At 47.2% G+C, this 26,682-nt stretch carries 24 protein-coding genes and 1 pseudogene; 17 read left to right on the forward strand and 8 right to left on the reverse strand.

Going from position 1 to position 26,682, the window contains the following annotated elements; genetic code table 11:
- Positions 1-42: 42 nt before the first annotated feature.
- Positions 43-1,599, forward strand: a complete 1,557-nt coding sequence (locus CWI78_RS11840) for an amidase (RefSeq protein WP_126783003.1) — start codon at positions 43-45, stop codon at positions 1,597-1,599.
- Here CWI78_RS11840 and CWI78_RS11845 read toward each other — a convergent pair.
- Both CWI78_RS11845 and CWI78_RS11850 read right to left on the reverse strand, forming a co-directional pair.
- Positions 1,577-2,617, reverse strand: coding sequence for a metallophosphoesterase family protein (locus CWI78_RS11845; RefSeq protein ID WP_126783004.1), 1,041 nt, complete (start codon positions 2,615-2,617; stop codon positions 1,577-1,579). The genes CWI78_RS11840 and CWI78_RS11845 overlap by 23 nt on opposite strands.
- A complete protein-coding gene (locus CWI78_RS11850; RefSeq protein WP_126783005.1) occupies positions 2,617-3,651 on the reverse strand; it encodes a type IV pilus twitching motility protein PilT in 1,035 nt (344 codons plus the stop codon). Before CWI78_RS11850 ends, CWI78_RS11845 begins: the two co-directional genes overlap by 1 nt.
- 36 nt (positions 3,652-3,687) lie before the next feature.
- Here CWI78_RS11850 and CWI78_RS11855 point away from each other — a divergent pair, with 36 nt between their 5' ends.
- Genes CWI78_RS11855 through CWI78_RS11870 form a run of 4 tightly spaced genes read left to right on the forward strand, consistent with a single transcriptional unit; the run spans position 3,688 to position 6,207 of the window.
- On the forward strand, positions 3,688-4,398 hold the full coding sequence (locus CWI78_RS11855; protein WP_126783006.1) for a YggS family pyridoxal phosphate-dependent enzyme: 711 nt from the start codon (positions 3,688-3,690) through the stop codon (positions 4,396-4,398).
- A complete protein-coding gene (gene proC / locus CWI78_RS11860) occupies positions 4,398-5,222 on the forward strand; it encodes a pyrroline-5-carboxylate reductase (protein WP_126783007.1) in 825 nt (274 codons plus the stop codon). Before CWI78_RS11855 ends, proC begins: the two co-directional genes overlap by 1 nt.
- Before the next feature lie 8 nt (positions 5,223-5,230).
- The gene (locus CWI78_RS11865; protein ID WP_126783008.1) at positions 5,231-5,758 is read left to right on the forward strand and encodes a YggT family protein; all 528 of its coding nucleotides are present in this window, start codon (positions 5,231-5,233) and stop codon (positions 5,756-5,758) included.
- A 23-nt stretch (positions 5,759-5,781) separates the two neighbouring features.
- Entirely contained in the window at positions 5,782-6,207 is a 426-nt protein-coding gene (locus CWI78_RS11870; protein ID WP_126783009.1) for a DUF4426 domain-containing protein, read from the forward strand.
- Here the strand turns inward: CWI78_RS11870 and CWI78_RS11875 are convergent.
- Positions 6,204-7,934 carry a potassium/proton antiporter gene (locus CWI78_RS11875; protein WP_126783010.1) on the reverse strand — a complete coding sequence of 577 codons (1,731 nt, stop codon included), beginning with the start codon at positions 7,932-7,934 and terminating at the stop codon, positions 6,204-6,206. The genes CWI78_RS11870 and CWI78_RS11875 overlap by 4 nt on opposite strands.
- A gap of 131 nt (positions 7,935-8,065) precedes the next feature.
- Between CWI78_RS11875 and rdgB the strand changes: the two genes are divergently transcribed.
- Positions 8,066-8,677, forward strand: a complete 612-nt coding sequence (rdgB, locus tag CWI78_RS11880) for an RdgB/HAM1 family non-canonical purine NTP pyrophosphatase (RefSeq protein WP_126783011.1) — start codon at positions 8,066-8,068, stop codon at positions 8,675-8,677.
- A complete protein-coding gene (gene hemW, locus CWI78_RS11885) occupies positions 8,674-9,825 on the forward strand; it encodes a radical SAM family heme chaperone HemW (RefSeq protein ID WP_126783012.1) in 1,152 nt (383 codons plus the stop codon). Before rdgB ends, hemW begins: the two co-directional genes overlap by 4 nt.
- A gap of 17 nt (positions 9,826-9,842) precedes the next feature.
- On the opposite strand, the gene trmB is transcribed toward hemW, so the two are convergent.
- Positions 9,843-10,559, reverse strand: a complete 717-nt coding sequence (gene trmB / locus CWI78_RS11890) for a tRNA (guanosine(46)-N7)-methyltransferase TrmB (protein ID WP_126783013.1) — start codon at positions 10,557-10,559, stop codon at positions 9,843-9,845.
- A 111-nt stretch (positions 10,560-10,670) separates the two neighbouring features.
- Positions 10,671-11,762: an OmpA family protein gene (locus CWI78_RS11895; protein ID WP_126783014.1), complete on the reverse strand. Its 1,092-nt coding sequence runs from the start codon at positions 11,760-11,762 to the stop codon at positions 10,671-10,673.
- A 115-nt stretch (positions 11,763-11,877) separates the two neighbouring features.
- On the opposite strand from CWI78_RS11895, the gene mutY reads away from it, so the two are divergent.
- The 4 genes from mutY (at position 11,878) to CWI78_RS11915 (ending at position 15,722) form a co-directional block, all read left to right on the forward strand.
- On the forward strand, positions 11,878-12,921 hold the full coding sequence (gene mutY, locus CWI78_RS11900; protein WP_126783015.1) for an A/G-specific adenine glycosylase: 1,044 nt from the start codon (positions 11,878-11,880) through the stop codon (positions 12,919-12,921).
- 7 nt (positions 12,922-12,928) lie between these two features.
- The gene (locus tag CWI78_RS11905; RefSeq protein ID WP_126783016.1) at positions 12,929-13,201 is read left to right on the forward strand and encodes an oxidative damage protection protein; all 273 of its coding nucleotides are present in this window, start codon (positions 12,929-12,931) and stop codon (positions 13,199-13,201) included.
- 155 nt (positions 13,202-13,356) lie between these two features.
- Positions 13,357-14,472 (forward strand): glutamate 5-kinase, encoded by a 1,116-nt coding sequence (gene proB, locus CWI78_RS11910; protein WP_126783017.1) that lies wholly within the window; start codon positions 13,357-13,359, stop codon positions 14,470-14,472.
- Complete coding sequence (locus tag CWI78_RS11915) at positions 14,469-15,722, forward strand: glutamate-5-semialdehyde dehydrogenase (RefSeq protein WP_126783018.1); 1,254 nt, start codon at positions 14,469-14,471, stop codon at positions 15,720-15,722. The genes proB and CWI78_RS11915 overlap by 4 nt, the downstream gene beginning before the upstream one ends.
- 65 nt (positions 15,723-15,787) lie before the next feature.
- Here CWI78_RS11915 and CWI78_RS11920 read toward each other — a convergent pair whose 3' ends face one another.
- Entirely contained in the window at positions 15,788-17,773 is a 1,986-nt protein-coding gene (locus CWI78_RS11920; RefSeq protein ID WP_126783019.1) for a 3-deoxy-D-manno-octulosonic acid kinase, read from the reverse strand.
- A 5-nt stretch (positions 17,774-17,778) separates the two neighbouring features.
- Positions 17,779-18,555 carry a glycosyltransferase gene (locus CWI78_RS11925; protein WP_126783020.1) on the reverse strand — a complete coding sequence of 259 codons (777 nt, stop codon included), beginning with the start codon at positions 18,553-18,555 and terminating at the stop codon, positions 17,779-17,781.
- A gap of 119 nt (positions 18,556-18,674) precedes the next feature.
- Here CWI78_RS11925 and CWI78_RS11930 point away from each other — a divergent pair, with 119 nt between their 5' ends.
- A complete protein-coding gene (locus CWI78_RS11930; protein ID WP_126783021.1) occupies positions 18,675-20,231 on the forward strand; it encodes a cryptochrome/photolyase family protein in 1,557 nt (518 codons plus the stop codon).
- A gap of 11 nt (positions 20,232-20,242) precedes the next feature.
- Complete coding sequence (locus CWI78_RS11935; protein WP_126783022.1) at positions 20,243-20,779, forward strand: lipocalin family protein; 537 nt, start codon at positions 20,243-20,245, stop codon at positions 20,777-20,779.
- Here the strand turns inward: CWI78_RS11935 and CWI78_RS11940 are convergent.
- Positions 20,776-22,554: a DEAD/DEAH box helicase gene (locus CWI78_RS11940; RefSeq protein WP_126783023.1), complete on the reverse strand. Its 1,779-nt coding sequence runs from the start codon at positions 22,552-22,554 to the stop codon at positions 20,776-20,778. The genes CWI78_RS11935 and CWI78_RS11940 overlap by 4 nt on opposite strands.
- A gap of 343 nt (positions 22,555-22,897) precedes the next feature.
- Here CWI78_RS11940 and CWI78_RS11945 point away from each other — a divergent pair, with 343 nt between their 5' ends.
- From CWI78_RS11945 to CWI78_RS13015, 4 genes and pseudogenes are all read left to right on the forward strand, one after another.
- Positions 22,898-24,340: an NAD-dependent succinate-semialdehyde dehydrogenase gene (locus CWI78_RS11945; RefSeq protein WP_126783062.1), complete on the forward strand. Its 1,443-nt coding sequence runs from the start codon at positions 22,898-22,900 to the stop codon at positions 24,338-24,340.
- Positions 24,337-25,710: an aldehyde dehydrogenase family protein gene (locus CWI78_RS11950; protein WP_126783024.1), complete on the forward strand. Its 1,374-nt coding sequence runs from the start codon at positions 24,337-24,339 to the stop codon at positions 25,708-25,710. Before CWI78_RS11945 ends, CWI78_RS11950 begins: the two co-directional genes overlap by 4 nt.
- Before the next feature lie 81 nt (positions 25,711-25,791).
- Positions 25,792-26,112: pseudogene (gene trxA / locus CWI78_RS13010) on the forward strand (thioredoxin); the annotation flags it as partial.
- Between the two features lie 12 nt (positions 26,113-26,124).
- A complete protein-coding gene (locus tag CWI78_RS13015) occupies positions 26,125-26,646 on the forward strand; it encodes a tetratricopeptide repeat protein (RefSeq protein ID WP_338067622.1) in 522 nt (173 codons plus the stop codon).
- The last annotated feature ends 36 nt before the right edge of the window (positions 26,647-26,682 follow it).

A 26,682-nucleotide genomic window follows, 5' to 3' on the forward strand; every position in this document is an offset into this window, starting at 1 on the left:
TATGCCACTTTATGAAAACATAAAAACAACAAGGGCTATAGCATGAGACAACTCATTGCATTTCTGTTTATTCTGACCTTATCGGCATGTCAGACATCGCCTTCCGGGCACCCTGGATTCTCCTGGCAGGACGCTTCTGTTACTGAACTTCAACAAGCCATGATAGATGGCGAACTCAGCGCCGAACAACTGACACAGTACTACCTTCAACGTATCCGTACGCATAATCGTCAAGGCGCTAAATTGCACGCAGTAAACCGTGTTAACGAAAAGGCTCTGGCAGATGCCAGGCGACTTGATGTTGAGCGCCAGCAGGGCAAAATTCGCGGGCCACTACACGGCATTCCTGTTCTGCTAAAAGACAATATTGATACCGCAGACGGCATGGCGAATACTGGAGGATCATTATTATTTGCGGAAAACTACCCGGAAAATGATGCGTTTTTGGTGAAACAATTACGTGACGCCGGTGCCATTATTCTCGGCAAAGCCAACTTAAGCGAATGGGCTAACTTTCGTTCAACTCGTTCAAGCTCCGGCTGGAGCGCTATCGGTGGACAAGCCGTCAACCCTTATGACCAAACCCGCTCAACTTGCGGCTCCAGTGCAGGCTCAGCAACGGCTGTCGCTGCCGACTTAGTGACACTTTCTGTCGGTACCGAAACCGATGGTTCGTTAACCTGCCCGGCTGCAGTAAACGGTGTGGTGACAATCAAGCCCACCGTCGGGCTTGTCAGTCGTGACGGAATCATTCCTATCTCTCACAGCCAGGATACCGCCGGCCCAATGGCTCGCAGTGTAACCGGAGCGACTTTATTATTGGATGCCATGCAAGCTTATGATTCAGAAGACCCGGCAGGCTACCGCACTGAAACAACCTTCGCTTCTCATCTAAAAGCCGATGGGCTGGAGGGAAAACGTATTGGCGTGGTGCGCAACTTAATGGGTTACAACGAATTACTGGACGAACAGTTTGAGCAGCAAATCAGTATTCTGGAAGCTCAGGGGGCGGAAGTGGTTGATGTTCAGATGTCCACCTATGGAGAGTACGGCGGCGACGAATTCACGGTACTTTTGTACGAGTTTAAGCAGGATATGGCCGCCTATCTAAAAAGCGCAAATCTGCCCTATGACAACTTAGGGGACATGATAGCAGCCAATAAAGAATTAGCCGATAAGGAGTTATCATTGTTCGGTCAGGAGCTGTTTGAAATGGCCAATGCCCAGAATGATGAAGCAGCGTACCAACTGGCGCTAGCTAATAGCAAAAAGCTGGCTGGCGAAGAGGGTATTGATGCCATGCTGAGCAAAAATAATGTTGATGTGCTAATAGCTCCGACAATCAGCCCCGCCTGGAAAATCGACCATGTGAACGGCGACAACTTCTCAGGCTCTGCCAGCTCCCCTGCCGCTGTAGCGGGATACCCGCACATTTCAGTGCCTATGGGTCACATTCAAATAGGTGATGAGCCCACGTTACCTGTTGGGATCAGTTTTTTCGGTACGGCCCGTTCAGAAGCCATTCTCATAGAGGCGGCTTTCGCTTATGAGCAGGCAACCCAACACCGCAAGCCACCTACTCTGGTTGTAACTGACTAAGAGAGAGACGACGACTATCGAGCGGCCGGCCATCAACATCTCTGAGTGTTAATACCAGTTCCGGCTGCTCTTTCCATATCACCTCAATTTGGCCATAACGGCTTTCAGTAAAAGCTTCACCGTCGCGGTAAATGGATTGGTAGGCCGTGTCACCATCAAAGTTAATGGTCCCCGGGGTCACTTGCCAGAGTGGATAAGACAGGAATTCATCAGACTTTGCAAACTCACCAAAGAACCGGTCGCCGCTAGCCAGCAATAAACCGGAAGGTTTCAGCTTTGCGAGCAGTTCCTTTAAGCGTTTTTGTTCTCGTTGATAAAGCGCCCAGCTATCATAACCGTTAGCAGGAGCCAGCACCGGTGTCGCACTCATAATAATACGAACCTCAGCTGGCTTTTGTAACTGTTCAGCAAGCCATTGCCATTGTTCTTCTCCCAGTAAGGCACCGGTATTATTGGACTGATAAGGTCCTAAGTCAGCATTAAAACGACGAGTTTGACGCTCCATCCATCCCACCGTACTGAGTGGGTCTCTATTCCAGCGGCCATCTAACACAATAACTTGTACTCGCTGTGGCTTACTTCCAAAAATAACACTCTTGGCAATGCCATGCTTCTGAAAAAGTCGTTCCGAGGTTGCGGGCTCGCGCCAAAAGGTCAAAAAGTGGTTCCGGACTGCATAGCGATTCGGGTTATTCTTGCCACTGTTGCCGTCCAGGCTGTAGTCGTTGCGATTCCACACAGACATTACTGCAGAATTGCGGCGTAAAACCCTCGGCCCCCGGTAACGGTTAAAAACCTCGTAGGCTTCCAGTAAGTCATCCATATCATCGGCATTGACATCAACCGAGTCTCCCAGAAAGACAAAAACCTCCGGCTGAGCATGGTTAACGGCATCCCAGACTTCCTGCCGGCTGGTATGGTCCATGCAACAGCCAAAGGCCACTCGTGTTGATTGCTGCGCCGACACACTGAACGCAACGGTCAGCATTAAAAACAGCCAAACACTCCTTATTTGCATCAGAAATCCTCTTTATTCACCGCGCAGTGGCGTGCTTCATCTACCTCTATATCGCCACGAGCTACCAATTTCTTGAGTGCTTGATCTAATGTCTGCATTCCGCGCTCCGCCCCGGTCTGAATAGAGGAGTACATTTGCGCCACTTTATCTTCACGGATCAAATTCTTGATAGCGGGCGACGACAACATGATTTCATGCGCCGCCACACGCCCACCGCCAACACGTTTTAGCAGACTTTGCGAGATAACAGCACGCAAAGATTCCGACAGCATAGAGCGGATCATCGGTTTATCATCACCCGGAAATACATCGATGATACGGTCAATGGTTTTAGGTGCAGACGTTGTATGCAAAGTACCTAAAACCAGGTGTCCTGTTTCAGCTGCTGTCATGGCTAAACGAATGGTTTCTAAATCGCGCATTTCACCGACCAGAATCACGTCCGGGTCTTCGCGCAGTGCTGAACGAAGTGCCGCACTAAAACTACGCGTATCCCGGTGTACTTCGCGTTGGCTGACCAAACTTTTTTGGTTATCGTGAACAAATTCGATGGGGTCTTCGATGGTCAAAATATGCAACGACCGGGTTTGGTTTAAATAATTCACCATGGCGGCCAAGGTGGTTGATTTACCGGACCCGGTCGGCCCGGTCACCAACACCAAACCTCGGTTCGCACTGACTATATCTTTAAATATCTCCGGAGCATCCAGTTGCTCTAAGGTAGTGACTTCTGCAGGTATCATGCGAAAAGCCGCTGCGATGCCCTTACGTTGTGTGAACACATTCGCTCTGAAGCGCGCAACTCCCTCAAGTTCAAAAGAAAAGTCACACTCAAGCTTGTCTTCAAATTCCTGCCACTGACTTTTGCTCATCACCTCAAACAGCATCTCTTTTAACTCATCCGGCTGGTGCTCGGGTTGATTTAATGGCCGAATGTCCCCATCCACTCTAATCATAGGAACACTGCCGGAAGACAGATGTAAGTCCGAGGCATTTTGTTTCAGACTAAAGGCCAGTAATTCGTTAACATTCATATTTCTTATTCCTGAATCAGTGAGATGACGGTGGCAATGACAACTAAGGTATCAGAAAAGATAACAAATAATCTTGCGGAAATACGTCAGCAATTGCAGATTTTAGCCGAAGAATCGCAACATGGGCAGTCGGTCAAATTGCTTGCCGTGAGTAAAAAGCATCCCCCGGAAGCAATAAAAGCCGCCGTGGATGCCGGACAAATGCATTTCGGCGAAAACTACGTTCAGGAAGCGGTTGATAAAATCACCCAACTAAAAGAACAGGTACCCGACCCGGTCCAGTGGCACTTTATTGGCCCGGTTCAGTCCAATAAGACAAAAGATATTGCTCAGCACTTTGACTGGGTACAAAGCGTGGAGCGCGAGAAAATAGCCCGCCGCCTGAATGAACAGCGCCCAGACAGTCTCGAGCAACTCAACATTTTACTCCAGGTGAATATTGACGACGATGACAACAAGTCGGGTCTGGCGCCAGAGCAAGTTGAGGAATTAGCTGAGTATGTGATGAGCTGCTCAAAACTTAAATTACGCGGTTTAATGACCATACTCAAAGCAGGAACGACGGAAGAACAACGCAAGCAAAGCTTTCAGCATATGTTTCGCCTTTATGAGCAACTGCAACAAACCTATGGTGGGCAAGTTGATACCTTATCCATGGGGATGTCAGCTGATATGCGACAAGCAGTGCTTGAGGGTGCTAACATGGTACGTATTGGAACAGCAATTTTTGGAGAACGGGAGTCCTAATGAACGACATTCGCAATATTGCCTTTATCGGCGCAGGTAACATGACACAAAGCATTGTCGGTGGCATGTGCAAAAGCGGTTACCCCGCTGACAAAGTCTGGGTCAGTAACCCCAGCGATGCTAAATTAGAGAAAATGAAATCCGAGCTGGGTGTCAATACCAGCAATGACAACCTCGAAGTGGTAAACAACGCAGATGCCATCGTACTGTCGGTTAAGCCTCAGTTAATGGCAGAAGTTTGCGCTCACTTACGTGAAAACGTTGCCAATTTGAGTGATAAACTGATTATCACCATTGCTGCCGGTATTCGCATTTCTAAGTACCGTGAGTATTTAGGCGAAAACATCCGTATTATCCGGGTGATGCCGAACACACCGTCATTGGTTGGCCAGGGCATGTCGGGTTTAGTCACTGACGACTCCGTTGACGAAGCAGACAGAAGTTTTGTGACTGAAGCCTTCAATGGTGTTGGCGAAACCCTTTGGGTCAGTGACGAAGATCAGCTCGATATTCTCGGTGCCGTTGCCGGCAGCGGACCGGCTTACTTTTTCGAGTTCATGGACAGCCTCGCGAAAGCCGCAACCGAGCTTGGTTTTGATGCTGAGAAAGCCCGCGCGATGGTCCAGCAAACCTGTTTAGGTGCCGCACAAATGGCCAAAGAAAGTGAGCTATCACTGGAAGACTTGCGTAAACAAGTGACCAGTAAAGGCGGCTCGACAGCGAAGGGTGTTGAAGCGTATCAAAACTCTGATTTACACGGCATTTCGGAAAAAGCAGTGAAAGCCGCTGTTAACCGTAATCAGGAAATGGCGAAACTCTTTTAGGAGTCATTATGAATAACGCTCTTACATTTTTAGTCGCAACTCTCATTGATCTGTACCTGATTATTGTTCTGTTGCGACTCTGGATGCAGTTAACACAAGCCGACTTTTACAATCCGGTGAGTCAGTTTGTTTATAAAGCTACCCAGCCAGTTGTCGGGCCGCTTCGAAGTTTCATGCCTATGGTCGGCAAACTGGATACGGCCAGCTTAATATTTGCATTAGCATTAGGCATGCTAAAAGTAGCTGCTTTAGTTTGGCTTAATGGTTTAGCCGTTGGACCTTTGGTCATTGTCATTCAAGGTATATTGACCGCCGTCAGTAGCCTGCTGTCGATGTTATTCTGGGTATTGATCATCCGCGCCATACTCAGTTGGTTCTCACAGGGTTATAACCCAATAGAAGCTATGCTGCATCAAATTACAGAGCCTCTGCTGGCGCCTGTCCGTAAAGTTATTCCGCCAATTGGTGGGCTAGATTTATCGGTTCTGGTTGTCATTATTGCGCTGCAGTTTTTACGTATATTAATTGGTGTTTAAAACGACGGGTGGAGGTGAAAGCAATGAATAGAACATTCTTTATTAAAACAATACTGGCCGTGTCCATGCTATTCTCAGCCTCTGTTATGGCTGAACAAAAGCAAACCCTCGGCAAATGGGATGTTCATTACAGTGCTTTTAACTCCACCGTATTAGCACCATCCATTGCAACGCAGTATGGCCTGACCCGAAGCGCCTCAAAAGGTGTACTGAATATTGCCGTGCTTGATAAGAAAACCCAAAAGGCACAAAGCCCCGGCGTCAGCGGACAAGTGGTTAACCCACTGGGTCAAATACAGGAACTGGAGTTTCAGCAGGTAACAGAAGGTGATGCCAGTTACTATCTGGCGCAGTTTAATTACACCAATGCCGAAACATTGCGCTTTACGATTCAGATTGGTGACCAGCAAACACTTAAATTTAATCAGGAGTTTTGGTTAAACGACTAAGCTGTTACCGGCTTCACACCAATGGACTGTATCTCACCTTTATCACTGACTTGTCTTACGGTCAGAATAACATCACCTAAACGTATGGTGTCGCCAATAACCACTCGCCGATGGAACTTCAGTAAAAAGTAGTCGGATATGGTGGTACTCAATAAACCCTCATTGAGTTTCCCCACAGGATAGAAGCTACCAACATCGGCCAGGGTAAGATCCCCACGTAAGGTGAAGTCACCAAAGAAGTCTTTCTCCGATACTTTTAAGCCTTTACCACCTGATGCGAGAATTCGACTGACCTCATCAATATCTTTAACGGTTGCCGCTACCAATAAGCCGTCACCCTCTTCAACCATGGGTTGGGTTTCCGGTTGTAACCATTCACCATCGCGAATTAACCCCACGAAAGTTGCAGGAGCCGTCAATTTCAGTTCTTTCCAAGTATGGTCACAAGCGGGCGAGTTTTTATCAATGCGATATAGCCAGACCTCCAGCGCCTCTTTGCTGGCGACAGAAGATAATGGCATACGTTGCTGCGGCTTGGCTTTTAATGGAACTTCCAGCCCTAACCAGCGAGCTACCGGCGCAATACTCCAGCCCTGAATAATGAGCGAGATCATCACTACAACAAAGGCAATATCAAAATAAAGCTCCTGATTCGGTACACCGCTAAGCCAGGGAAATAACGCCAGGATAATAGGGACTGCGCCTCTTAAGCCCACCCAACTGATGAATAACTGCTCTCGCCAGGGGAAACTAAAGGGCAGCAAGCTCACCACCACGGCCAAAGGACGGGCGATAAAAATTAGGGTAAAGGCAATACCAATAGCCACCGGTGCGTTAGCCACTAAGTGAGAAGGAACAACAAGCAGCCCGAGGATAAGGAACATCGCTATCTGGCTTAACCAGGCCAATCCGTCCTGCACCTGCAGAATATGCACCAACTGAGGCAGTCGCGCATTACCGATAACAAAGCCCATTAAGTAAACAGCCAAAAAGCCACTGGCGTGGAGTTTCGCTGTTAACGCATAAATGGAAATGGCGCAGGCTACGGCTAATAAGGGAAAAAAGCTAAAGCTCAGAGGCAGCTTGCGAGCCGCAATAATGAACAATCTCCCACCTAACCAACCTATTGTCATGCCTCCAATAAGCTGCCAGATAATATCAAGACCGACCCAGTACCAATCAGGAAAACTGCCACTGGCTACAGCGCCGGTCATCGTTAAGGTCAGAATAACCGCCATCGGGTCGTTACTGCCGGACTCTATTTCAAGCGTGGAGGCAACCCGCTCTTTAATTTGCAGGCCTCGGGACTGAAATATACCAAATACCGCAGCGGCATCGGTTGAGCTTAGTATCGCCCCCATGAGCAAGGCTGCCGGCCAGGGCAAACCAAACCAGTAAACAGCCATAGAGGCGACTAAAGTACAGGTTAAGGCCACGCCGACGGTTGCCAGGCTAATGGCGGGCCAGAGGGCGACCCTGAACCGTTCCGGGTGCGTTCGCATGCCCCCGTCAAAAAGAATAATGACCAGGGCTGCAGAGCCAATAAAGAACGCAATATCCGGATTATTAAATTCGACACCCAACACACCTTGTTCACCGGCAAGCATGCCAATTAACAAAAAGGTCAGTAGCACCGGGGCTCCGAGTCGATTGGATGCGACAGCTGCTAAAATGCTGACAACCAACAATAAGCCACACAATAAAATCAAGGTGTTAGCCGAATCCAAATAGAATCTCCTTATATCTGTCTCTGCCTATTTATCATAACAGGTTTAAGTTAGACGCTAATGTAAGATTTCAAATCACGTCAAAACCCTTTATCCTGTGCCCCTTAATAAGGAGTGTACAGGTGCGTTTTATGAAGTTACAAAAAACTTTGGTACTGGCTACCGGCAATGCAGGTAAAGTCGCTGAACTACGCCATATGTTAAGCCAAACAGCCACTACAGCCGACTGGCAAGTTCGCCCACAGTCCGACTGGAACTTCACAGAAGCTGACGAAACTGGCACCACCTTTGTCGAAAACGCCATTATTAAAGCGCGCCATGCGTGTCAGCAAACCGGATTACCCACCATTGCAGACGACTCGGGCCTCGCCGTTGCGGCTTTAAACGGTGCGCCAGGTGTTTATTCAGCTCGCTACGCCGGCAGCAACGCAACAGACTCCGATAATATCAATAAGTTATTACAGGCTTTAGAAGGCGTTGAAGAAAGCCAGCGGCAAGCCAGTTTTTACTGCGTACTGGTCTATATGCAAAGTGCAGAAGATCCAACCCCCATTATCTGCCAAGGCCGCTGGGACGGACGCATTCTGACCAAGCCAGTCGGTGAACAGGGTTTCGGCTACGACCCTGTTTTTTGGGTTGAAGACAAAAGAGCTTCAGCCGCACAACTTAATAAAACAGAGAAGCAAGCGCTCAGTCATCGTGGTCAGGCTCTGAAGCAACTACTTAGGCAACTCACCGAATGAATCATACGCTGACTCTTCCACCGTTATCTCTCTATATACACATTCCATGGTGTATTCAGAAATGCCCTTATTGTGATTTCAATTCACACAAGCTGACCGGTGACGTGCCGGAAGCAAGCTATGTGGGCCGTCTGCTAGAAGATTTGCGAGCCGACCTTGAGTGGGTACAAGGGCGACCAATTCAATCCATCTTTATCGGCGGAGGCACCCCCAGCGTGCTCTCTGCAAACGCAATACAACAGTTAATGGATGGTGTTCGGGCAGCAGTGAAACTAAGCTCTGACTGTGAAGTGACCATGGAAGCCAACCCCGGTACTTTTGAAACCGAGAAGTTTTCCGCATTCGTTGCTGCAGGCATCAACCGATTGTCTATCGGTGTGCAGAGCTTACAAGAACATCAGTTACAGCGCCTTGGTCGTATTCATAACCCACAGCAGGCGAAAGATGCTGCTGCACACGCCAGCGAACTACCTCTGTCCAGCTTTAACTTGGATCTTATGCATGGATTACCGGACCAAACAGTAGCAATGGCACTGGACGATTTACGCCAGATTATTGCTTTAAACCCACCACATATTTCCTGGTATCAATTGACCATTGAGCCCAATACCTTGTTCGCAAGTCAACCGCCTGAACTCCCGGATGACGACACGCTGTGGGAGATTTACCAGCAGGGTCACCAATTGCTGGAAGCTGCGGGTTATGGTCAGTACGAAGTCAGTGCTTATGCTAAACCCGGTCATCAAAGCCGCCATAATCGTAACTACTGGCAATACGGCGACTACCTGGGAATTGGTTGCGGCGCCCACAGCAAAGTAACGCTTCCCCAGAAAAATACAATTCTGCGCTGCGAAAAAGTGAAACATCCTAAAGGTTATTTAGATTTAACCAAAGCCTTACGTTACCAGCTAAAAGAGGTACCCGTTGACGACCGTTTGTTTGAATTCTTTATGAATCAATTCCGACTGTTAGAACCAGTTAGTAAAAGCAATTTTGAACAAACAACGGGACTCTCTGCCAATTTAGCATCGGAGCAATTAAGCAAAGCTAAATCACTGGAGCTGGTGATTGAAGGAGAACGCGACTGGCAATTGACCCCACGAGGCCACCGGTTCTTAAACTCAGTTTTGGATACGCTTCTGGATTAGTCCAGAAGCGCTTCTCGTTATTTTATCTGAAACTGCAAATCCCAGACACCATGACCTTTTCCCTCGCCACGGCGTTCGAATTTTGTTTTAGGACGGCTATCAGGCCGCGGCACGTAGCTTCCGGAAGAGGAAAGGTTACTTAGATTAGCCGCACTGCTGAGTACCTCTAACATATGTTCGGCGTAATTTTCCCAATCTGTAGCCAAGTGAATAATGCCACCAGACTCTATTTTTTGCGTTAATAGCTGAACAAACTCGGGCTGTACGATACGACGCTTATGATGCCGCTTCTTATGCCATGGGTCAGGAAAGAAAATTTGAACACAGTTCAGACTTTCGTCGGAAATGCAGTGTTTAAGAACTTCAACAGCATCTTCATGAAATACTCGAAGGTTATCTACCCCGGCTTCCTCGACGGCCATGAGACATGTACCAACACCAGGTTCATGTACCTCTATACCAATAAAGTCACGCTCAGGAGCGTTAGCAGCCATTTCAACTAACGAATGGCCCATACCAAAACCAATTTCCAAAGTCACCGGAGCTTTTCGGCCAAAAACTGCGGTCAAATCCAGCAACCCCTTTTCCAGGGTTAACCCTATTGATGGCCAGAGGCGTTCAATAGCTGCAGCCTGTCCTTTGGTGAGTCGTCCTTCTCTTTTTACAAAACTTCGAACCGTTCTGACGTACTTACCCGCTGCTGCGGCTTCTTCGGCGCTCTTAAAGTGGCTCATGATCTACCTGCAAATTACAAATTAGCTGACACCAAAAAAACAGGCCTGAAAAATCAGGCCTGTTGACAATAGAGCTATTATCGCTATTTCAAGCAATCAATACAATTGCTATTAACGAGTTTTAGGTACTCTGTTCACTACTTTCAGTGTTGCTTCAATGCGACGGTTATCTTGACGATCGGCCGCACTGTTCTCACGAACTTTAGGTTGAGATTCGCCGTGTCCTTTAAAGTCCACACGATTTCTGGCAATGCCATGTTTCTCAACCAATGCATTCGCAACAGCCTCTGCACGACGCTCTGATAACCACTGGTTATACTCAGCTTCACCGGTGCTGTCCGTATGCCCATGAATGGTGATATCCAGTTGTGGATGCTCCTTCATAAACTCAGCCATGTCTTGAATATCAGACCGTTCGCCGCTGCGAATATTTGATGAGTTCAGGTCAAACTCAACCAGCAACTCCTCGGTAATCGTCTCGTTTTCGTAAAGAATGCAGCCGTTTTCGTCGACCGAATAGTTTTTCGGCGTATTCGCACATTGATCTTTTGAATCAACAACACCATCGCCATCAGAATCTACCTGCTTAGGTTCTGGCTGCGGCTCTGGCTGAGGTGCAGGCTGAGGTTCAGGACGCGTTCTTGGTTCTGGACTGGTATCACGACCACCAAAGAACCACTGCAAACCAATGTTAGCGAACATTTCGGTGTAGTCTTCTTCCCAGCCTTGCTGGACTCCACCTTCTACGCGCCAAGCCAAATTGTCGTTGATGAAGTTACGATGACCCAGCGTCAGGCGTGCAGCAATATCTGTTACATCGCCAATTTCAGTATTGTTTACACCTACACCAGCGTAAAAGCTGTTAGTAAAGTGATACAGCGCATCAACACCATAACTGTCGCCTGAGATGCCACCACCTGGACCATCTAATTCAGCGTCCATGTAGTCATAGTAAATACGTGCTTCCCATGCCTCGGTAAACATCATACCGGCTTCAATACCCGAGGTAGTGGTTTCCAGGCCATCTTTAACAGAGAATACTTGGCCATTTTTCACTGCAACGCGGTCACTATCAGCAGAGAATACGCCTAAACGTGCTCCCAGATAAAAGTCGTTTTGCTCAACCTCGGTCTGCTGCGCAAAAACCGGCGAGGTTAATCCAGCGGTAAGCAAAGATAGAGTAATTAGATTTAAGGTTTTCATTGCAAAGCTCCTTTTAATTGCAATAACAATCATGCTCGGAATATGAGACACTGTGTATGTCATAAAGAATAGTACATTCTTCACTTTAGTCATTTTAATTTGCAGAGATTTACAGTTGACTCATACATTCAGCTCTCAAGTCCTCCGTTGGTTTCAGCAGTATGGCCGTAAACATCTTCCCTGGCAGAAGAAGGTCACTCCTTACCGTGTCTGGGTATCAGAAATTATGCTACAACAAACCCAGGTCACCACCGTTATTCCGTACTTCGATCGTTTTATGACGACATTCCCAACAGTTCAGGTCCTCGCCGATGCTCCGCAAGACCAGGTTCTGAGCCTGTGGACAGGTCTAGGTTACTATGCCCGGGCCCGTAATCTTCATAAAACAGCAAAACTCATTTGCACACGCTTTAACGGTGAGTTTCCGGAAAAAGTTCATGATCTTGAGGAATTACCTGGAATTGGTCGCTCAACGGCTGGCGCTATTCGCTCTCTTGGGTACGGCAAATACGCCCCAATTTTGGATGGCAACGTAAAGCGAGTTTTAGCACGTCATTTTGCGATTGCTGGTTGGCCTGGCAAAGCCAGTGTATTAAAAGAGCTCTGGCAACTGACCGAGCAGCTCACCCCAGAAAAAGAGTCCGGCGCCTATAATCAAGCCATGATGGATATTGGAGCGATGATATGCACCCGAACTAAGCCACTCTGTGAGGAATGTCCGGTCAATAATACCTGCTCCGCCAAAGCAAACGAGACAATTGCACAGTATCCGGGGAAAAAGCCGAAAAAGACCAAACCGGTTAAAGCAACGCATATGCTAATTTTCCGTCACAATGGTCATTTCTTACTGGAAAAGAGACCACAAACCGGTATTTGGGGTGGGCTCTGGTGCTTTCCTCAAAGCGATGATGAGGCTCAAGTCACCTCTTTAGCACAACGCTACGGCCTGACTGAGCAAGGCCGTCAAAAACTGCCAGGTTTTCGGCACACCTTCAGTCACTTTCATCTGGACTGTTACCCACTGCTAATCGACGTTGTTTCTACTGACACTCAGCTCAACGAACATCAGTATCTGTGGGTCAAACCTGACACGAATAAGGGCTTGGGCTTTGCTGCCCCAACCGTTAAACTGATGGAACAGTTAACGATCAATAAGTGAGCACGCCATGAGCCGTACCGTATTTTGCGAACATTTTCAGAAAGACGCCGAAGGTCTGGATTTTCAGCTTTACCCGGGAGAGTTAGGCGAACGCATTTTTAACCATATCTCCAAAGAAGCCTGGTCGGAATGGCAGAAAAAGCAAACCATGCTGATAAACGAGAAGCGACTCAATATGATGGACCCAACGGATCGCGAGTTTCTTGAGCAACAAATGACAGGTTTCTTATTTGAGGGTAAAGATCCTCAAATTGAAGGCTATACTCCCCCAGAAAGTTAACGTATCAGTCTAACGATTTTCCAAAAACTAGCTTTTTTCTTGCACATCTAAATTATTGTCTAATATATTGACAATAGCTATGGCTTATGGGCCTCACTGGAGCTTAGAAAGTCAATCTGTTAGACTACTAACGAATTCAACAAAAGGGAGTCTCTATGAAAGCGCCATCCTGGCGAAGAGCCGTACTGAAAGTGGGGAGTGCGCTCATCGCGCCAGATGAAACTGGGGTTAGCACCAAATACCTTTTACCCATCGCTCGTTTTATTAACGAATGTCGAGAACGAGGACAAGAAGTTGTCATAGTCTCATCAGGCAGTGTCGCTGCTGGCCGTAAGCACATTCATTTTGAACATAAAAAAGTGCCGGTTGCTGTACGCAAAGCAATGTCAGCTGTTGGCCAAAATGAAATGATGGGCTACTGGTCGCGCTTTTTTGATTCCCCCTGCGCCCAGTTGTTAATGACACACAGTGACTTACGCGACAGAGCGCGCTACGTCAGCATTAAAAACACCCTAAACAGATTGTTAGAGCACAACATTTTACCCGTAGTTAATGAGAACGATGCCTTAGCTACTGATGAAATGAAGGTTGGTGATAACGATAACTTATCGGCCATGGTTGCCACATTAGTGGATGCCGACGCGCTGTTTATTTGTTCAGACATTGATGGTCTGTACGATTCCGATCCAAACCTGAATCCGGATGCGAAGAAAATTCCGGTAGTTGAACAAATTGACGAGAGCATTTACTCGTTGGCCGGCGGCTCTGTCAGTGACGTGGGTACCGGCGGTATGCGAACGAAGGTTGAAGCAGCAGAAAAAGCAACTTCACACGGTATCGATACCTACATTGTTAACGGTCGCAAAGGTGAAACCTTTGAATCGTTATTACAGGGTGACATCCCCGGCACATTATTCCGTCGCCAATCTGATCCAATCAGCAATAAAAAGCATTGGTTAAGACATACCTTGGTGGCTCAAGGTGAGATTTTGGTTGATGAAGGTGCTGAAAAAGCATTAATTGAGAACGGTGCCTCGCTATTAAGTTCAGGCATTGTTGATGTACAAGGTGATTTTGATCGCGGTGACGCCGTGCTGGTTCGCAGCGCCAACGATACTGACGCTATCGCAAAAGGTATTTGTCAGTACAGCGCACATGAACTAATGCACATTAAAGGGCAACAAACTGAAGATATAGCTGAAAAATTTGGCTATAGCCCGATTACGGAAGTCATTCACCGTGACGATCTAATGATTTTGGAGGACGCATGAGCCAGCAATTAGCAAAAGAAATTTCACAACGCGCTGCAAAAGCTGCACGCGCTGTAGCAACCTTATCAGAAGCAGAGAAAAATAGCGTATTACAGAAGATGGCAGACGCTATTCGAGCACGCCAGGATAAGATTATTGAAGTCAACAAGAAAGACTTAGTGGCAGGTAAAGAAAAAGGTCTCAGCGATGCAATGATGGATCGCCTTGAGCTAACGCCTGAGCGTATCGAAGGTATGGCATCAGCCATTGAAGAGATCATCGAGTTAAAAGATCCGGTGGGCGACAGTTACGTTCTGGACGAGCGTCCTAACGGAATGAAAATTGAAAAAATGCGCATTCCACTAGGCGTTATTTGTATGATTTACGAAGCTCGCCCTAATGTTACTGCGGATGCCGGTGCACTGTGCTTCAAGTCAGGTAACGCCGTAATCTTGCGTTGTGGCCGCGAAGCAATTGACAGCAGTAAAGCCATTGCTGAAGCGTTGCACGAGGCGTTAGAAGCCAGCAACTTGCCTAAAGACGTTATCACTGTGGTACCAACACCTGATCGCGAACTGATGACCGAGTTACTGCAACAGAAAGATTATATCGACCTGGTTATTCCTCGTGGCGGTGAAGGTCTGATTCACTTTGTCAGCGACACCAGTAAAATCCCGGTTATTCAGCACTACAAAGGTGTTTGCCACCTGTATGTTGATAAAGACGCCGATCTTGATAAAGCACTGGCTATTTTGCTTAACGGTAAAACACAGCGTACCGGTGTTTGCAACGCCCTTGAAGGCTTACTGGTTCATCAGGATGTTGCTGATAAATTCTTGCCTATGGCTGCTAAAGCTCTGGCTGAGAAAGACGTAACCATCCATGCCGATAAGCGCTCAGTGAGTTACTTTGACGGTGCTGATGAGATTGCAGATGATGCCTTTGGTGAAGAATATCTGGCTCTGGAAATTGCCGTCCGTACTGTTGATAACTACGAAGGTGCCATTGAGCATATTCAGGAGTTTGGTAGTGGTCACACCGAAGTTATCATTACCGAGAACGATGAAACTGCAAAGCGTTTTATTCGTGAAGTGGATTCAGCCGTTACTATGGCTAATGTCTCCTCTCGCTTCTCAGATGGCGGCCAGTTAGGCTTAGGTGCTGAAATTGGTATTTCTACCAGTAAACTGCACGCCTATGGTCCAATGGGTCTAGAAGCGCTAACAACTGAAAAGTTCGTGGTCACCGGTAACGGTCAAGTTCGCGACTAACTCAGTGTTTAACGTATAAAAAAGCCCCGGCTCATTGAGTCGGGGCTTTTTTTATGGCGTAAAACCTAGCGGCGATACCCCGTTAATAGCTCTGGCCAGTCACGAGACTCCTTCCAGTAAAAAGTCGCATTCTTTTCTTTCTCTTTGCGCAATGAACGCAGTAACCGCTGGATATTCGCTTCTTTCCAGTCACCGCTTTCACGGAAGTCACACTTATCAAAATCGACAATCCAGGCTTTGTCGTTGTCATCCAGCATGAGGTTGTGACAATTCAAGTCGGAATGATAAACCCCTGTATCATGCAACTGCTTAATAACCCCACCAAGTTTTTGCCAAAGCTCTGCCGACAACTGTTTTTCGCGCAATAGTCGATAGACATCAATCGCGCCGGGAATCACTTCAACCAGAATGTCAGCTTTATAGCTAAATACGGCTGTTTTTTCCATTCGAGCAGCTACCGGTCGCGGAACGGGCAGCCCCAGCTCTCTCAGCTTCGACAATAAATCAAACTCGTGAATCGCCCGACTTCTTTGTGCAGGCTCTCTTAAAAAGCGATCTTTATTTATTTTCCCGACTAAACCACCACGATAATAATGACGCAACAAAAGACCTAAATCGCCTTGCTGAATAAACCAAACCGTCGCGCGTCCCGTTGAATTCCCTGCTATTGCTTTCTGTTGCTGCCAGTATTGGGTGGTAAAATGTTTGTCTTCAATCTTCTCAATAATATCGCTGTCATAGCGAATAAGCCCTTGGGGACTCTGCTCTGTTTTTATCATACCGCTTCCTGTCAGAGTACATTCCAGTGCTCGCTTTATTATCCTTAACGTAGCACCCTGGTGCGTTTGTAAAACGCTTTTAGCAGCTTCATGTTGCGTTGTCATGACAGCTGTCTGCTGCAGTAAACTCACCGCTTGTTTAATTTCTTCCGCACTTTCTACCCACCGCACGGCGCCAACTTTTGATAATTCAGCGTAAACCTGTGGGAAATTAAATACGTGCAGCCCAGACATAACATTGGAGCCAGCAGCAATAACTTCAAGGGGGTTATGACCTCCCCGTTCAATTAGACTTCCGCCCACGAAGGTCACAGACGCTAATTGCCCCCACAGCATCATTTCGCCCATACTATTCGCAAGAAAGACATCACAGTCTTTTGGTATCGCATTATGCTCGCTACGGCGGGCTAACTTTAATCCCGACTGTTGAATGAGCTCTGCGACATTTTCAAACTGCTCAGGATGCCTTGGCGCAATAATAAGACAAGCATCCGGCTGTTCTTCCTGAATCAACTTATGTGCTTCAATAAGGACTTCATGTTCCCCGGGATGACTGCTGCTCGCCAACCAAACGCTTCGCTCCAGACAACTCTGTTTCCAGAGGCGCGCTTTATCGACATCATTGCCGGAAAGCTCAATATCGTACTTAAGATTGCCATCAACAAAGAGCCGGTTGCGTGGCACCCCCAATATTTTCATTCGGCGTGAGGTTTCTTTATTCTGAACGGAAACTAAAGCCAGTTGTTTCCATACAGGCTTCATAAGCCAATGAAAACGCCGGTAGCCCCTGCCAGAGCGCCCCGAAAGTCGCGCATTCAACAAACAAACGGGTATCTTAGCTCTGGAGAGGTGATTCAGCATCTGCGGCCAAAGCTCTGTTTCCATTATCCATACAGCTCTAGGTTTCAACTTACGCACGAAGCGCTTCACCGCACCCGGTGTGTCAATGGGCCAATAACGGCAACTGACAGAGTCGCCAAAATGCTGATGAATCAATGCCCTGGCAGTCGGCGTCATACAAGTAATAACCACCTTTTGCTCAGGCTTTTGATGCAGTAACTGTTCTATTAGGCGTTTTGCCGCTAAGGTTTCACCCACAGAAACACTGTGGATAACTAGACATCCCTGCAGCTTTTTATCAACAGAATTTAATGCAAGCCTTTCTGACCAGTTCTGACGATAGCGGGCATCCTTCTTACCACGCAGCCACAACCAGACAAAAACGGCTGGAGTGACCAGCCGCAATAGCATTCCATAGAGCCACAGTCTCATATTCTTTAACGCCAATACTCGGCAATCCACTTAGTCGGCAGGACTTTCCGGTACCACTTACCGCTTCGGCCTTCTAATGCATCATCCGGGTGTGGCTTGCCATGGAAAATAATAACTTTTGCTTCTTCAGGTATACGAGGTTCCTGGAAAAAGCTCAACGGGAACGGGCGCAGACAATGACGTTTGAAGCTACGACACCACTTTTCCGGCCAGTATTTAAGCTTATTCTGACGATCAACAAAGTGCGTAATGTACTCTTGTTCATTACGCACATCGGCAGTAGCTGCTTCCGGATCGTTCTTCAAATGCTCTAAGGCGTCTTCATGTGCACCGATATTGAATCGAAATACCGAGGTATTGCCCGTAGCGTCTGATTTGTCCCATTCTTTGATCACCATAAAATCACCTTCCGGCTCAAAGAACTCATCAAGACTGCCAACAATAATAATATCCAGATCCAGAAACAGTGTAGGCCCTTCCAGGTCATACAAAGGGTTTGCAAAACAAGTCAGTTTTAGCCAGCCGTGTCCTTTTGTCCAGGGAAGCTGTTCATCAAAGTCTTTAAAACCAATTTTAGGAATGGCTTTGACTTCAATGTCGTCATTAATGCCTTCAAAATCATCCGTAAAACAAACAAAGCGGAACGGCCTACTGAGATGACGGCTGACCATAGAGTGCAAGGTATTGACGTAGTCTGCGCCGTACTTTTTACCCCATTTAATACAAATGACATTCACTGTGTTTTGCTCTGAAGAGCTTCCGCGCTCTGTAACCTGACTCATAATCACTCCTGGATCTTAAACTACCGCGCATCATGCCATATTTTAGCCAATTTAGGTATGCCGATCTGAATCCTCAGGACCCGCGTATTCAACGGTAAGGTCTTTAAACAGAAGTGACTATGACAACGCATACCATTAGGTTAATACTCGGCGATCAACTCAATGCTAAGCACTCCTGGTTCAGGCGAAAAGATCCTGGTGTGCTTTATGTCATGATGGAGATGAAACAAGAAACTGACTATGTCGTTCATCATCGACAGAAAGTTTTAGCTTTCTTCGGCGCAATGCGAGCCTTTGCCAAGGCATTAGATTCGGCTGGCCACCGCATGCGTTACATTCAGCTAGATGACAGCGACAACCGACAAAGTCTGACGCAAAATCTAGAGTCTATTATAGAGCAAAACAATGGAGCGACCCTGGAGTGCCAGCAACCCGACGAATACCGACTGGACCACCAACTTAGAAGCTGGGCCGGGGCCAAAGACATCACTTTAACCTGGTATGATACCGAACATTTTATTACTGGCAGAAATTCATTAAAAACGTACTTTCCCGATAACAAAAACTACCTAATGGAGACCTTTTACAGAAAGGTGCGCCAGCAATACGATATTCTGATGGAGAATGGCAGCCCGGTCGGTGGTCGCTGGAACTACGACAAGGAAAACCAAAAAAAGCTTCCTGTCGGTCAGAACATAGAGCCGCCCCTGGTCTTTTCTAATGATGTTTCAGACATCGATACTCTACTAAACAAATACCATGTCAAAACAATGGGAAAAGCCTCCCCAGAGCAATTCATATGGCCTCTCAATCGTCAACAATCAAAACAGTTACTTGAACACTTTTGTCAGTTTGGGCTGCCTAATTTCGGACGTTATCAGGACACTATGGCAACAGCAGACACAGTTAATAATGCCCACTGGAGTTTATACCACTCCAGACTCTCATTCTCGTTAAACACGAAAATGCTGCACCCATTAGAGGTGGTAAAAGCAGCTATTGAGACTTGGTCCAACAATCAGGAACGTATTTCACTCGCTCAAATTGAGGGCTTCTGCCGACAAATTATCGGCTGGCGTGAGTTTGTCCGGGGTATCTACTGGGCGCATATGCCTGACTATAAAGACCTTAATGCCCTTAACCACAACCATCCCTTACCGAGTTTTTACTGGACCGGCGACACAAAGATGAACTGCCTGCATCATTCTATTAAGCAATCGTTAGATTATGCGTATGCACACCATATACAGCGCTTGATGGTAACCGGAAACTTTGCATTATTGGCGGGAGTTTCACCGGACGCTCTGGATGACTGGTATCTTGGTATTTATATTGATGCTATTGAATGGGTAGAGATGCCTAATACCAGAGGCATGAGTCAATACGCAGATGGCGGTTTAATCGCCACAAAACCCTACATTGCCAGTGCTAACTACATGCAGAAAATGGGGCACTATTGTAAAGGGTGCTATTATGATCCAAAGAAGAAAACGGGAGATAAAGCCTGCCCTTTTAACAGCCTGTACTGGCATTTTATTGAACGCCATAAAGAACAGTTTAAAGAAAATCATCGAATGCGCATGATGTATCAGGTCTGGAATAAGAAAACCGAAGAAGAACAGCAGGCATTAATAAAACAGGCCGAGGTTTATTTAGATAATATCAACCAGTTATAGAAGGACGAATAATGAACAAATGGATAATCCCACTACTTTTTACCGCGCTGCTGAGTGCCTGTAACTCACAGCCAACGCCAGTAGCCGACGTTGTCGAAGACTTTGAGGCAAAACGCTACTTAGGTAAATGGTATGAAATTGCCCGTATGCCGCACAGTTTTGAAGAAGGCCTGCACAGTGTAACAGCAGAATACCGCCTAAACGGTGATGGTACGTTAGAGGTGACAAACCGCGGTTATCATGCCGAAAATGAAGAGTGGCAAACCGCTATTGGCCGTGCTGAGCCAGTTGAAAATATGGAAGCCGCTTATCGGGTCACGTTCTTCTGGCCATTCTATGGAGGCTATTACGTCAGTTGGTTAGATGAAAATTATCAGCAGGCTATAGTCACCAGTGATTCGCACGAGTACTTCTGGTTTTTATCGAGAAGCCCTGATGTTTCTCAGGCAGATATCGATTACGCCTTAGCTAAGGCTCATGAATGGGGATATGACATCGACCAGATGATCACGGTTGATCATCCGGCCGAGTTAAGAGCCACTAATTAATTAAAGCGGCGCGCAGCACCTTTACCGGAGTTGCGCTTAGGCCCGCCACGAGCATCACGGTCACGCGGTGGGCGTGGCGCGCGTTTAACTTGCTCATCACTTAGCTCAAGACCCATTGGCTGCTGACGCACACGGGCTTTTTTCAGTACGTGCATAATATCTTTTGGCATACCTTTTGGTAGTTGCACTAAAGAGTGATTATCAAACAACTGAATTTGGCCAATGTACTTGCTGTCCATTGAGGCTTCGTTCGCAATAGCACCAACGATGTCACCCGGACGAGCACCATGCTCGCGGCCTACCTGAATTTTGTAGGTTTCAAAATCTACGTCTGCGGCGCGACTTGTTGTGCGCTCTGCACGAGGTTTGCGCTTATCACCACGCTCACTGCGTTCATTTCGACCAGGACGCTCGTTGCGAGCTTCACGTACGGGGCGATCTTCTTTCAGGAACAACGGACGCTGTTCATTGTGCTGAGCCAATAACGCTAATGCGATTTCTTCAGCACTCAACTCAGACTGCTCAAGCCACTGCCCTAACAACTTCTCAAGCTTAGGCTTATCAGCACTCGCAGTTTCTGGTACCAATGATGCCTGCAGCTTTTCTAATAACTGCTGCTGACGATACTTGCTCAGTTCGTTAGCGTTTGGCACATCAAAGAACTCAACCGGTGCATTGGTTAAACGCTCATAATGACGCAACAAATGACGCTCTTTTGCCCGGAAGAACAAAATCGCTTCACCTGAACGACCGGCGCGACCAGTACGACCAATACGGTGAACATAAGATTCAGTATCGCTGGGTAAGTCATAGTTAATAACGTGCGTAATTTCAGGAACGTCTAAGCCGCGAGCAACTACGTCAGTTCCTACCAGAATTTCAATGTGCCCACTACGTAACTGACTCACTGTTTGCTCACGCTGAGCCTGGTTCAAATCACCGCTTAATGGCGCCGCTTTAAAGCCATTACGTTGCAATAACTCAGCTACATCCATCGTATCCTGACGGGTACGTACGAAAATCAATGCGCGCTGATACGGAGTCACTTCTAACAACCGAGTCAAAGCCGTCATTTTCGTCATGCCCTGAACTTTCCATGCTTTTTGCTTAATCGTCGCCTTTTCGCGCGCAACAGCTTCAATCTGAATGTTCAGCGGATCTTTCAGGAAGGTTTTTGCCAGCTTGCGGATGGCATTCGGCATAGTTGCTGAAAATAAGGCACGTTGGGCTGTACTCGGCACCGCTTTCAAAATGGTTTCGATGTCTTCAATGAAACCCATGTTCAGCATTTCATCAGCTTCATCCAGAACACCGACTTTTAAACCGTCCAGTTGCAGAACGTTTTTATTTAATAAGTCGATAAGACGACCTGGGGTACCAACAACAATGGCGGTTCCCTGCTTCAGGGCTTTAACCTGAGGTCCAAATGGCGCACCACCGTATACCGTTGCGACACCAACACCACGCATTTTTGCAGCAAAGCCTTCAAGCGCTTCAGCAACCTGAATAGCCAGCTCACGAGTTGGCGTTACTACTAATACCTGAGTTTGCTTAACTGATGCGTCTATTTTTGCCAACGCTGGTAAACCAAAAGCGGCTGTTTTACCGGTACCTGTCTGGGCTTCACCCAATACATCCTGACCGTCAAGCAACGCAGGAATAGCCTGCAGCTGGATAGGAGTAGGTGTTAAAAACTGCATTGCGTTTAATTGTTCAAGCACAGCACTAGGTAAGGCCATGTCGTTAAACGACACGCCCGTTTGGGTATTTGACATATTTGTCTCACTTTATTCCCGTTTGCCCATTGGCAAACACAACAAAAAAGGGGTTATGGCCCGGCAACAGGAATCAGTATTCAGTCTCTGAACTGTCTGGACTGGAATCAGGCGCTGCAACCCCACGAATCAAGGGTGACCGCTGCCTCATCAGTTATGCGGTGTTCCTTGAGGAACGGCGGATTATACGTTTTTTTACCAGGAACGCAATGTATTTGCGCTTTTTTTCACCAAACACATCAATTTCTGTCAAAATCATCGAAAAAGTTGAACCATTTCTCTTTATATTGCCTACATTATTAGAGAGTTTTTCAAATTTGGAGGCATTATGTCAGCACATTCTATGTCATCGTTGACGAAGAAAGATTGCTTTATCGAAGGTCACTGGGTTCCTACAGACAAGCGTTTTTCAGTTACCAATCCGGCAACCGGCGAGGTATTAGCCGAAGTTGCTGACGCCGACGAGGAGCTAACGCAACGTGCTATCAATGTTGCTGAAACGGCTTTGAAAAGCTGGCGTAAGAAAACCGCCCGCGAACGCGCATTACTGCTGCGTAAATGGTACGAAGCCATGATGGAGAACAAGCAGGCGCTAGGCGAATTAATGAGTGCTGAGCAAGGTAAGCCCGTCGCAGAAGCGGTTGGTGAAGTAGAATACGGCGCCAGCTTTGTCGATTGGTTTGCCGGTGAAGCAGAACGCATCGACGGCGACATACTGCCTAACACCGACAGCAGTAAACGCGTCATGGTAACCAAAGAGCCCGTGGGTGTCTGTGCAGCCATTACTCCGTGGAACTTCCCCAACGCCATGATCACCCGCAAAATCGCACCGGCCTTAGCAGCAGGCTGTACTATCGTGGTCAAGCCGCCTCAGCTAACCCCTTTATCCAGCCTGGCACTGGCACAACTGGCCAGCGAAGTGGGTATTCCCGATGGGGTCATCAATATTATCCCCACCAGCGACGCGAAGTCGGTAGGTAAGCGCTTAGCGACCTCACCCACGGTTCGTAAGTTGTCATTCACGGGTTCAACCGGGGTTGGCAAAATTTTAATGCAACAGTGTGCAGAGCACATCACCAAGCTATCGTTAGAGCTTGGGGGCAATGCACCTTTCATCGTTTTTGATGATGCGGACATCGAACAAGCGGCGGAGCAGCTTATTGCCTGCAAATTCCGTAATGGCGGCCAAACTTGCGTTTCCGCGAACAGAATACTGGTGCAACAGTCTATAGCCGAAAAATTTACCGATGCCGTTGTCAGTAAGGTTAAAGCCTTGAAGGTGGGCCCCGGCACTGAAGACAATGTCGATTTAGGCCCTCTGATTGATCAGGATGCCGTTGATAAAATTCAACGTTTGGTTCTTTCCGCTAAATCGGACGGCGCTACCATAGAAACAGGCGGCTCGGTTATGACGGAACTGGGCGATTTGTTCTACGCTCCGACAGTATTGACTGGAGTCACTGAAGAAATGGATATCAGTGAAGAGGAAATTTTTGGACCGGTGGTAGCTATCAATACCTTTGAAAGCGAAGAAGAAGGTATAGAAAAAGCCAACAACACACCGTTCGGATTAGCCTCTTATTTCGCAGCCAAAGATACTGCACGCATTTTCCGCGTTAGTGAGGCGCTTGAATACGGCATGGTCGGTGTTAACACCGGTGGAATTTCACACGCCTACAATCCATTTGGCGGAATTAAAGAGTCCGGACTTGGTCGGGAAGGTTCTAAATATGGTATCGACGAATACCTTGAATTGAAAACTGTAACGCTTGGCGGACTTGGATGAATCCGTTTGAAAGTACACTTCAAGCGTTAAAAAGCCATTATGACAGCGGGCTCACTCGCCCGCTGTCATGGCGTTTAAATCAGCTTAAACAACTTCAGCGCTTTCTTACAGAAAACGAAAAGTCTTTACTGCAAGCTCTAAAGTCTGATCTCAACAAACACCCTAGCGAAGCGCGGTTAACTGAATTACAGTTCCTCCAAAGCGATATTAAACAAACAATTAAAGCTCTGCCAAAGTGGAGCAAACCTCGCAAAGTTGGTAATCCTTTACTGGCATGGCCGGCGAAAAGCCAGCTAGTGCCTGAGCCGTTGGGTATTGTGCTGATTTTAGGTGCGTGGAACTACCCTTTACAGTTACTTCTGGCCCCTTTAGTTGCCGCCATTGCAGCAGGCAACTGCGCTGTAATAAAACCTTCTGAACATGCAGCGGCAACAGCAGACTTACTATCACGCCAATTACCCGACTACCTGGATAATTCGGCAATAAAAATAGTGACAGGAGCCGTCACGGAATCTCAGCAGCTTACCGCACTCCCCTTCGACCATATTTTTTATACGGGCGGTGAAAAAGCGGCAAAAGCCATACTATCGGCTGCCGCTGAAAATTTGACACCGGTTACACTCGAACTGGGTGGTAAAAGTCCGGCAGTGGTTTTAGCCGACGCACCAATTCAGGTAGCTGCTCGCCGTATCGTCTGGGGTAAGTTTCTCAATGCCGGGCAGACCTGCATTGCTCCCGACTACGTTTTGGCAGAAGACAGTATTAAAGAGTCGTTGATTACGGCAATGAAGCAGGAATTAATCAACTTTTATGGGGACAATCCTCGGCACAGCGATTGTTATGGCAGGATCATTCACCAGGATCACTGGCAGCGCCTCACCCAAATGCTGGAGCAGGAAAACGTGGTTATTGGCGGCGACTCTGAAAAAGATGAGCACTATCTTGCACCCACAATCGTTGACGGAGTCAGCGACAATAGCGCACTGATGCAAGAAGAAATTTTTGGCCCGATACTTCCCGTTCTAACGATTAAATCCGCAGCAGATGCCATTGAGAAAATTCAGCATCATCCCAAACCACTTGCGCTGTATGTATTTAGCAACAATCAGCGGTTGCTTGATTTATTCACCCAGCAAGTGTCTGCAGGCAATGTGTGTTACAACGATACCTTGATGTTTATGCTCAATGACGAACTGCCTTTTGGCGGCGTCGGTCACAGCGGTATGGGTCGTTATCATGGTAAATGGGGCTTTGATACATTGAGCCATTTGAAACCGGTAATGAAACGTAGCTTCCGTTTCGATGTTGCCTTGCGCTACCCCCCTTACAGCAAGCTTAAAGACAAAATCTTATCGTGGTTTAGTCATTAGCCATTGAAATTCCCAACTCGTGTCTGCATATCCTTGGTAACGGCAATCAAAATAAATCAGCAATAACAGGAGCACACACAGCTAATGTCCGAATCCAATATCGTTAACGTTGACTTGCAAAACTTCCAACAGGTTTTGTTGGAAGGTTCAAAAGAAAAACTGGTTATTATCGATTTTTGGGCAGACTGGTGTGAGCCCTGCAAACAACTGATGCCTGTGCTTGAAAAACTGGCTTCGCAATACAGTAACCAAGTCATTCTGGCCAAAATCAACTGTGACGAGCAACAAGAGTTGGCTGCGCAGTTTGGTATTCGCAGTTTGCCTACCGTAGCCTTTTTCAAAGACGGTCAGCCCGTCGACAGTTTTGGCGGAGTTAAAACCGAAGGTGAAATTCGGGAAATTCTCGATAAACACCTGCCCAGCCCATCAGATGACCTGATTCAGCAAGCGCAAGTTGCAATGGGTGAAGGTGATGCCAATCAAGCCTATACTCTGGCTAAACAGGCCTATGATCTTGATAGCAACAATATGCAGGCTCTGAAGCTTTTAGCCGAAGCAGCAGTAGATGCAGGCCGACTCGATCAGGCCAGGGAGTTGGTCGCTAAAATTCCCATGGTGGAACACGATGGTGATTATCAACGCATCAAAGGAAAACTCGAATTAGCAGAAGATGCTGCTGATTCACCTGAACTAAGAGCATTACAGGAGCAGGTAGACAATCAACCTGACGATTTGGCTTTGAAACTGCAACTGGCGCTTAAATTTCACGAAGCGCACCGTGACGAAGAAGCATTGCAGTTGGTTTTCACCGTATTAAATAAAGACGTGAATTTTACCGATGCAAAAAAATACGCACTCGACATTATCAACTCTTTGCCTGACGGTGATCCTCTGGCAGCAACCTACCGTAGAAAGCTTTACAGTACTATGTATTAATGGCTGTTCACTAGCAACTTTGGCCGGCTTCCTCAG

Origin of the sequence: Idiomarina ramblicola (assembly GCF_003987255.1) — a bacterium.
Classification (GTDB): domain Bacteria; phylum Pseudomonadota; class Gammaproteobacteria; order Enterobacterales; family Alteromonadaceae; genus Idiomarina; species Idiomarina ramblicola.

Coding starts and splice junctions, on each gene's coding strand:
- CWI78_RS11920 (WP_126783019.1), bottom strand. CDS start 17,773: ATGAGACTGTGGCTCTATGGAATGCTATTGCGGCTGGTCACTCCAGCC.
- CWI78_RS11905 (WP_126783016.1), top strand. CDS start 12,929: ATGAGCCGTACCGTATTTTGCGAACATTTTCAGAAAGACGCCGAAGGT.
- CWI78_RS11950 (WP_126783024.1), top strand. CDS start 24,337: ATGAATCCGTTTGAAAGTACACTTCAAGCGTTAAAAAGCCATTATGAC.
- CWI78_RS11840 (WP_126783003.1), top strand. CDS start 43: ATGAGACAACTCATTGCATTTCTGTTTATTCTGACCTTATCGGCATGT.
- CWI78_RS11915 (WP_126783018.1), top strand. CDS start 14,469: ATGAGCCAGCAATTAGCAAAAGAAATTTCACAACGCGCTGCAAAAGCT.
- CWI78_RS11925 (WP_126783020.1), bottom strand. CDS start 18,555: ATGAGTCAGGTTACAGAGCGCGGAAGCTCTTCAGAGCAAAACACAGTG.
- rdgB (WP_126783011.1), top strand. CDS start 8,066: ATGAAGTTACAAAAAACTTTGGTACTGGCTACCGGCAATGCAGGTAAA.
- CWI78_RS11845 (WP_126783004.1), bottom strand. CDS start 2,617: ATGCAAATAAGGAGTGTTTGGCTGTTTTTAATGCTGACCGTTGCGTTC.
- CWI78_RS11865 (WP_126783008.1), top strand. CDS start 5,231: ATGAATAACGCTCTTACATTTTTAGTCGCAACTCTCATTGATCTGTAC.
- proC (WP_126783007.1), top strand. CDS start 4,398: ATGAACGACATTCGCAATATTGCCTTTATCGGCGCAGGTAACATGACA.
- CWI78_RS11855 (WP_126783006.1), top strand. CDS start 3,688: ATGACAACTAAGGTATCAGAAAAGATAACAAATAATCTTGCGGAAATA.
- CWI78_RS11850 (WP_126783005.1), bottom strand. CDS start 3,651: ATGAATGTTAACGAATTACTGGCCTTTAGTCTGAAACAAAATGCCTCG.
- CWI78_RS11870 (WP_126783009.1), top strand. CDS start 5,782: ATGAATAGAACATTCTTTATTAAAACAATACTGGCCGTGTCCATGCTA.
- trmB (WP_126783013.1), bottom strand. CDS start 10,559: ATGAGCCACTTTAAGAGCGCCGAAGAAGCCGCAGCAGCGGGTAAGTAC.
- hemW (WP_126783012.1), top strand. CDS start 8,674: ATGAATCATACGCTGACTCTTCCACCGTTATCTCTCTATATACACATT.
- proB (WP_126783017.1), top strand. CDS start 13,357: ATGAAAGCGCCATCCTGGCGAAGAGCCGTACTGAAAGTGGGGAGTGCG.
- CWI78_RS11940 (WP_126783023.1), bottom strand. CDS start 22,554: ATGTCAAATACCCAAACGGGCGTGTCGTTTAACGACATGGCCTTACCT.
- CWI78_RS11945 (WP_126783062.1), top strand. CDS start 22,898: ATGTCATCGTTGACGAAGAAAGATTGCTTTATCGAAGGTCACTGGGTT.
- CWI78_RS11895 (WP_126783014.1), bottom strand. CDS start 11,762: ATGAAAACCTTAAATCTAATTACTCTATCTTTGCTTACCGCTGGATTA.
- CWI78_RS11935 (WP_126783022.1), top strand. CDS start 20,243: ATGAACAAATGGATAATCCCACTACTTTTTACCGCGCTGCTGAGTGCC.
- CWI78_RS11930 (WP_126783021.1), top strand. CDS start 18,675: ATGACAACGCATACCATTAGGTTAATACTCGGCGATCAACTCAATGCT.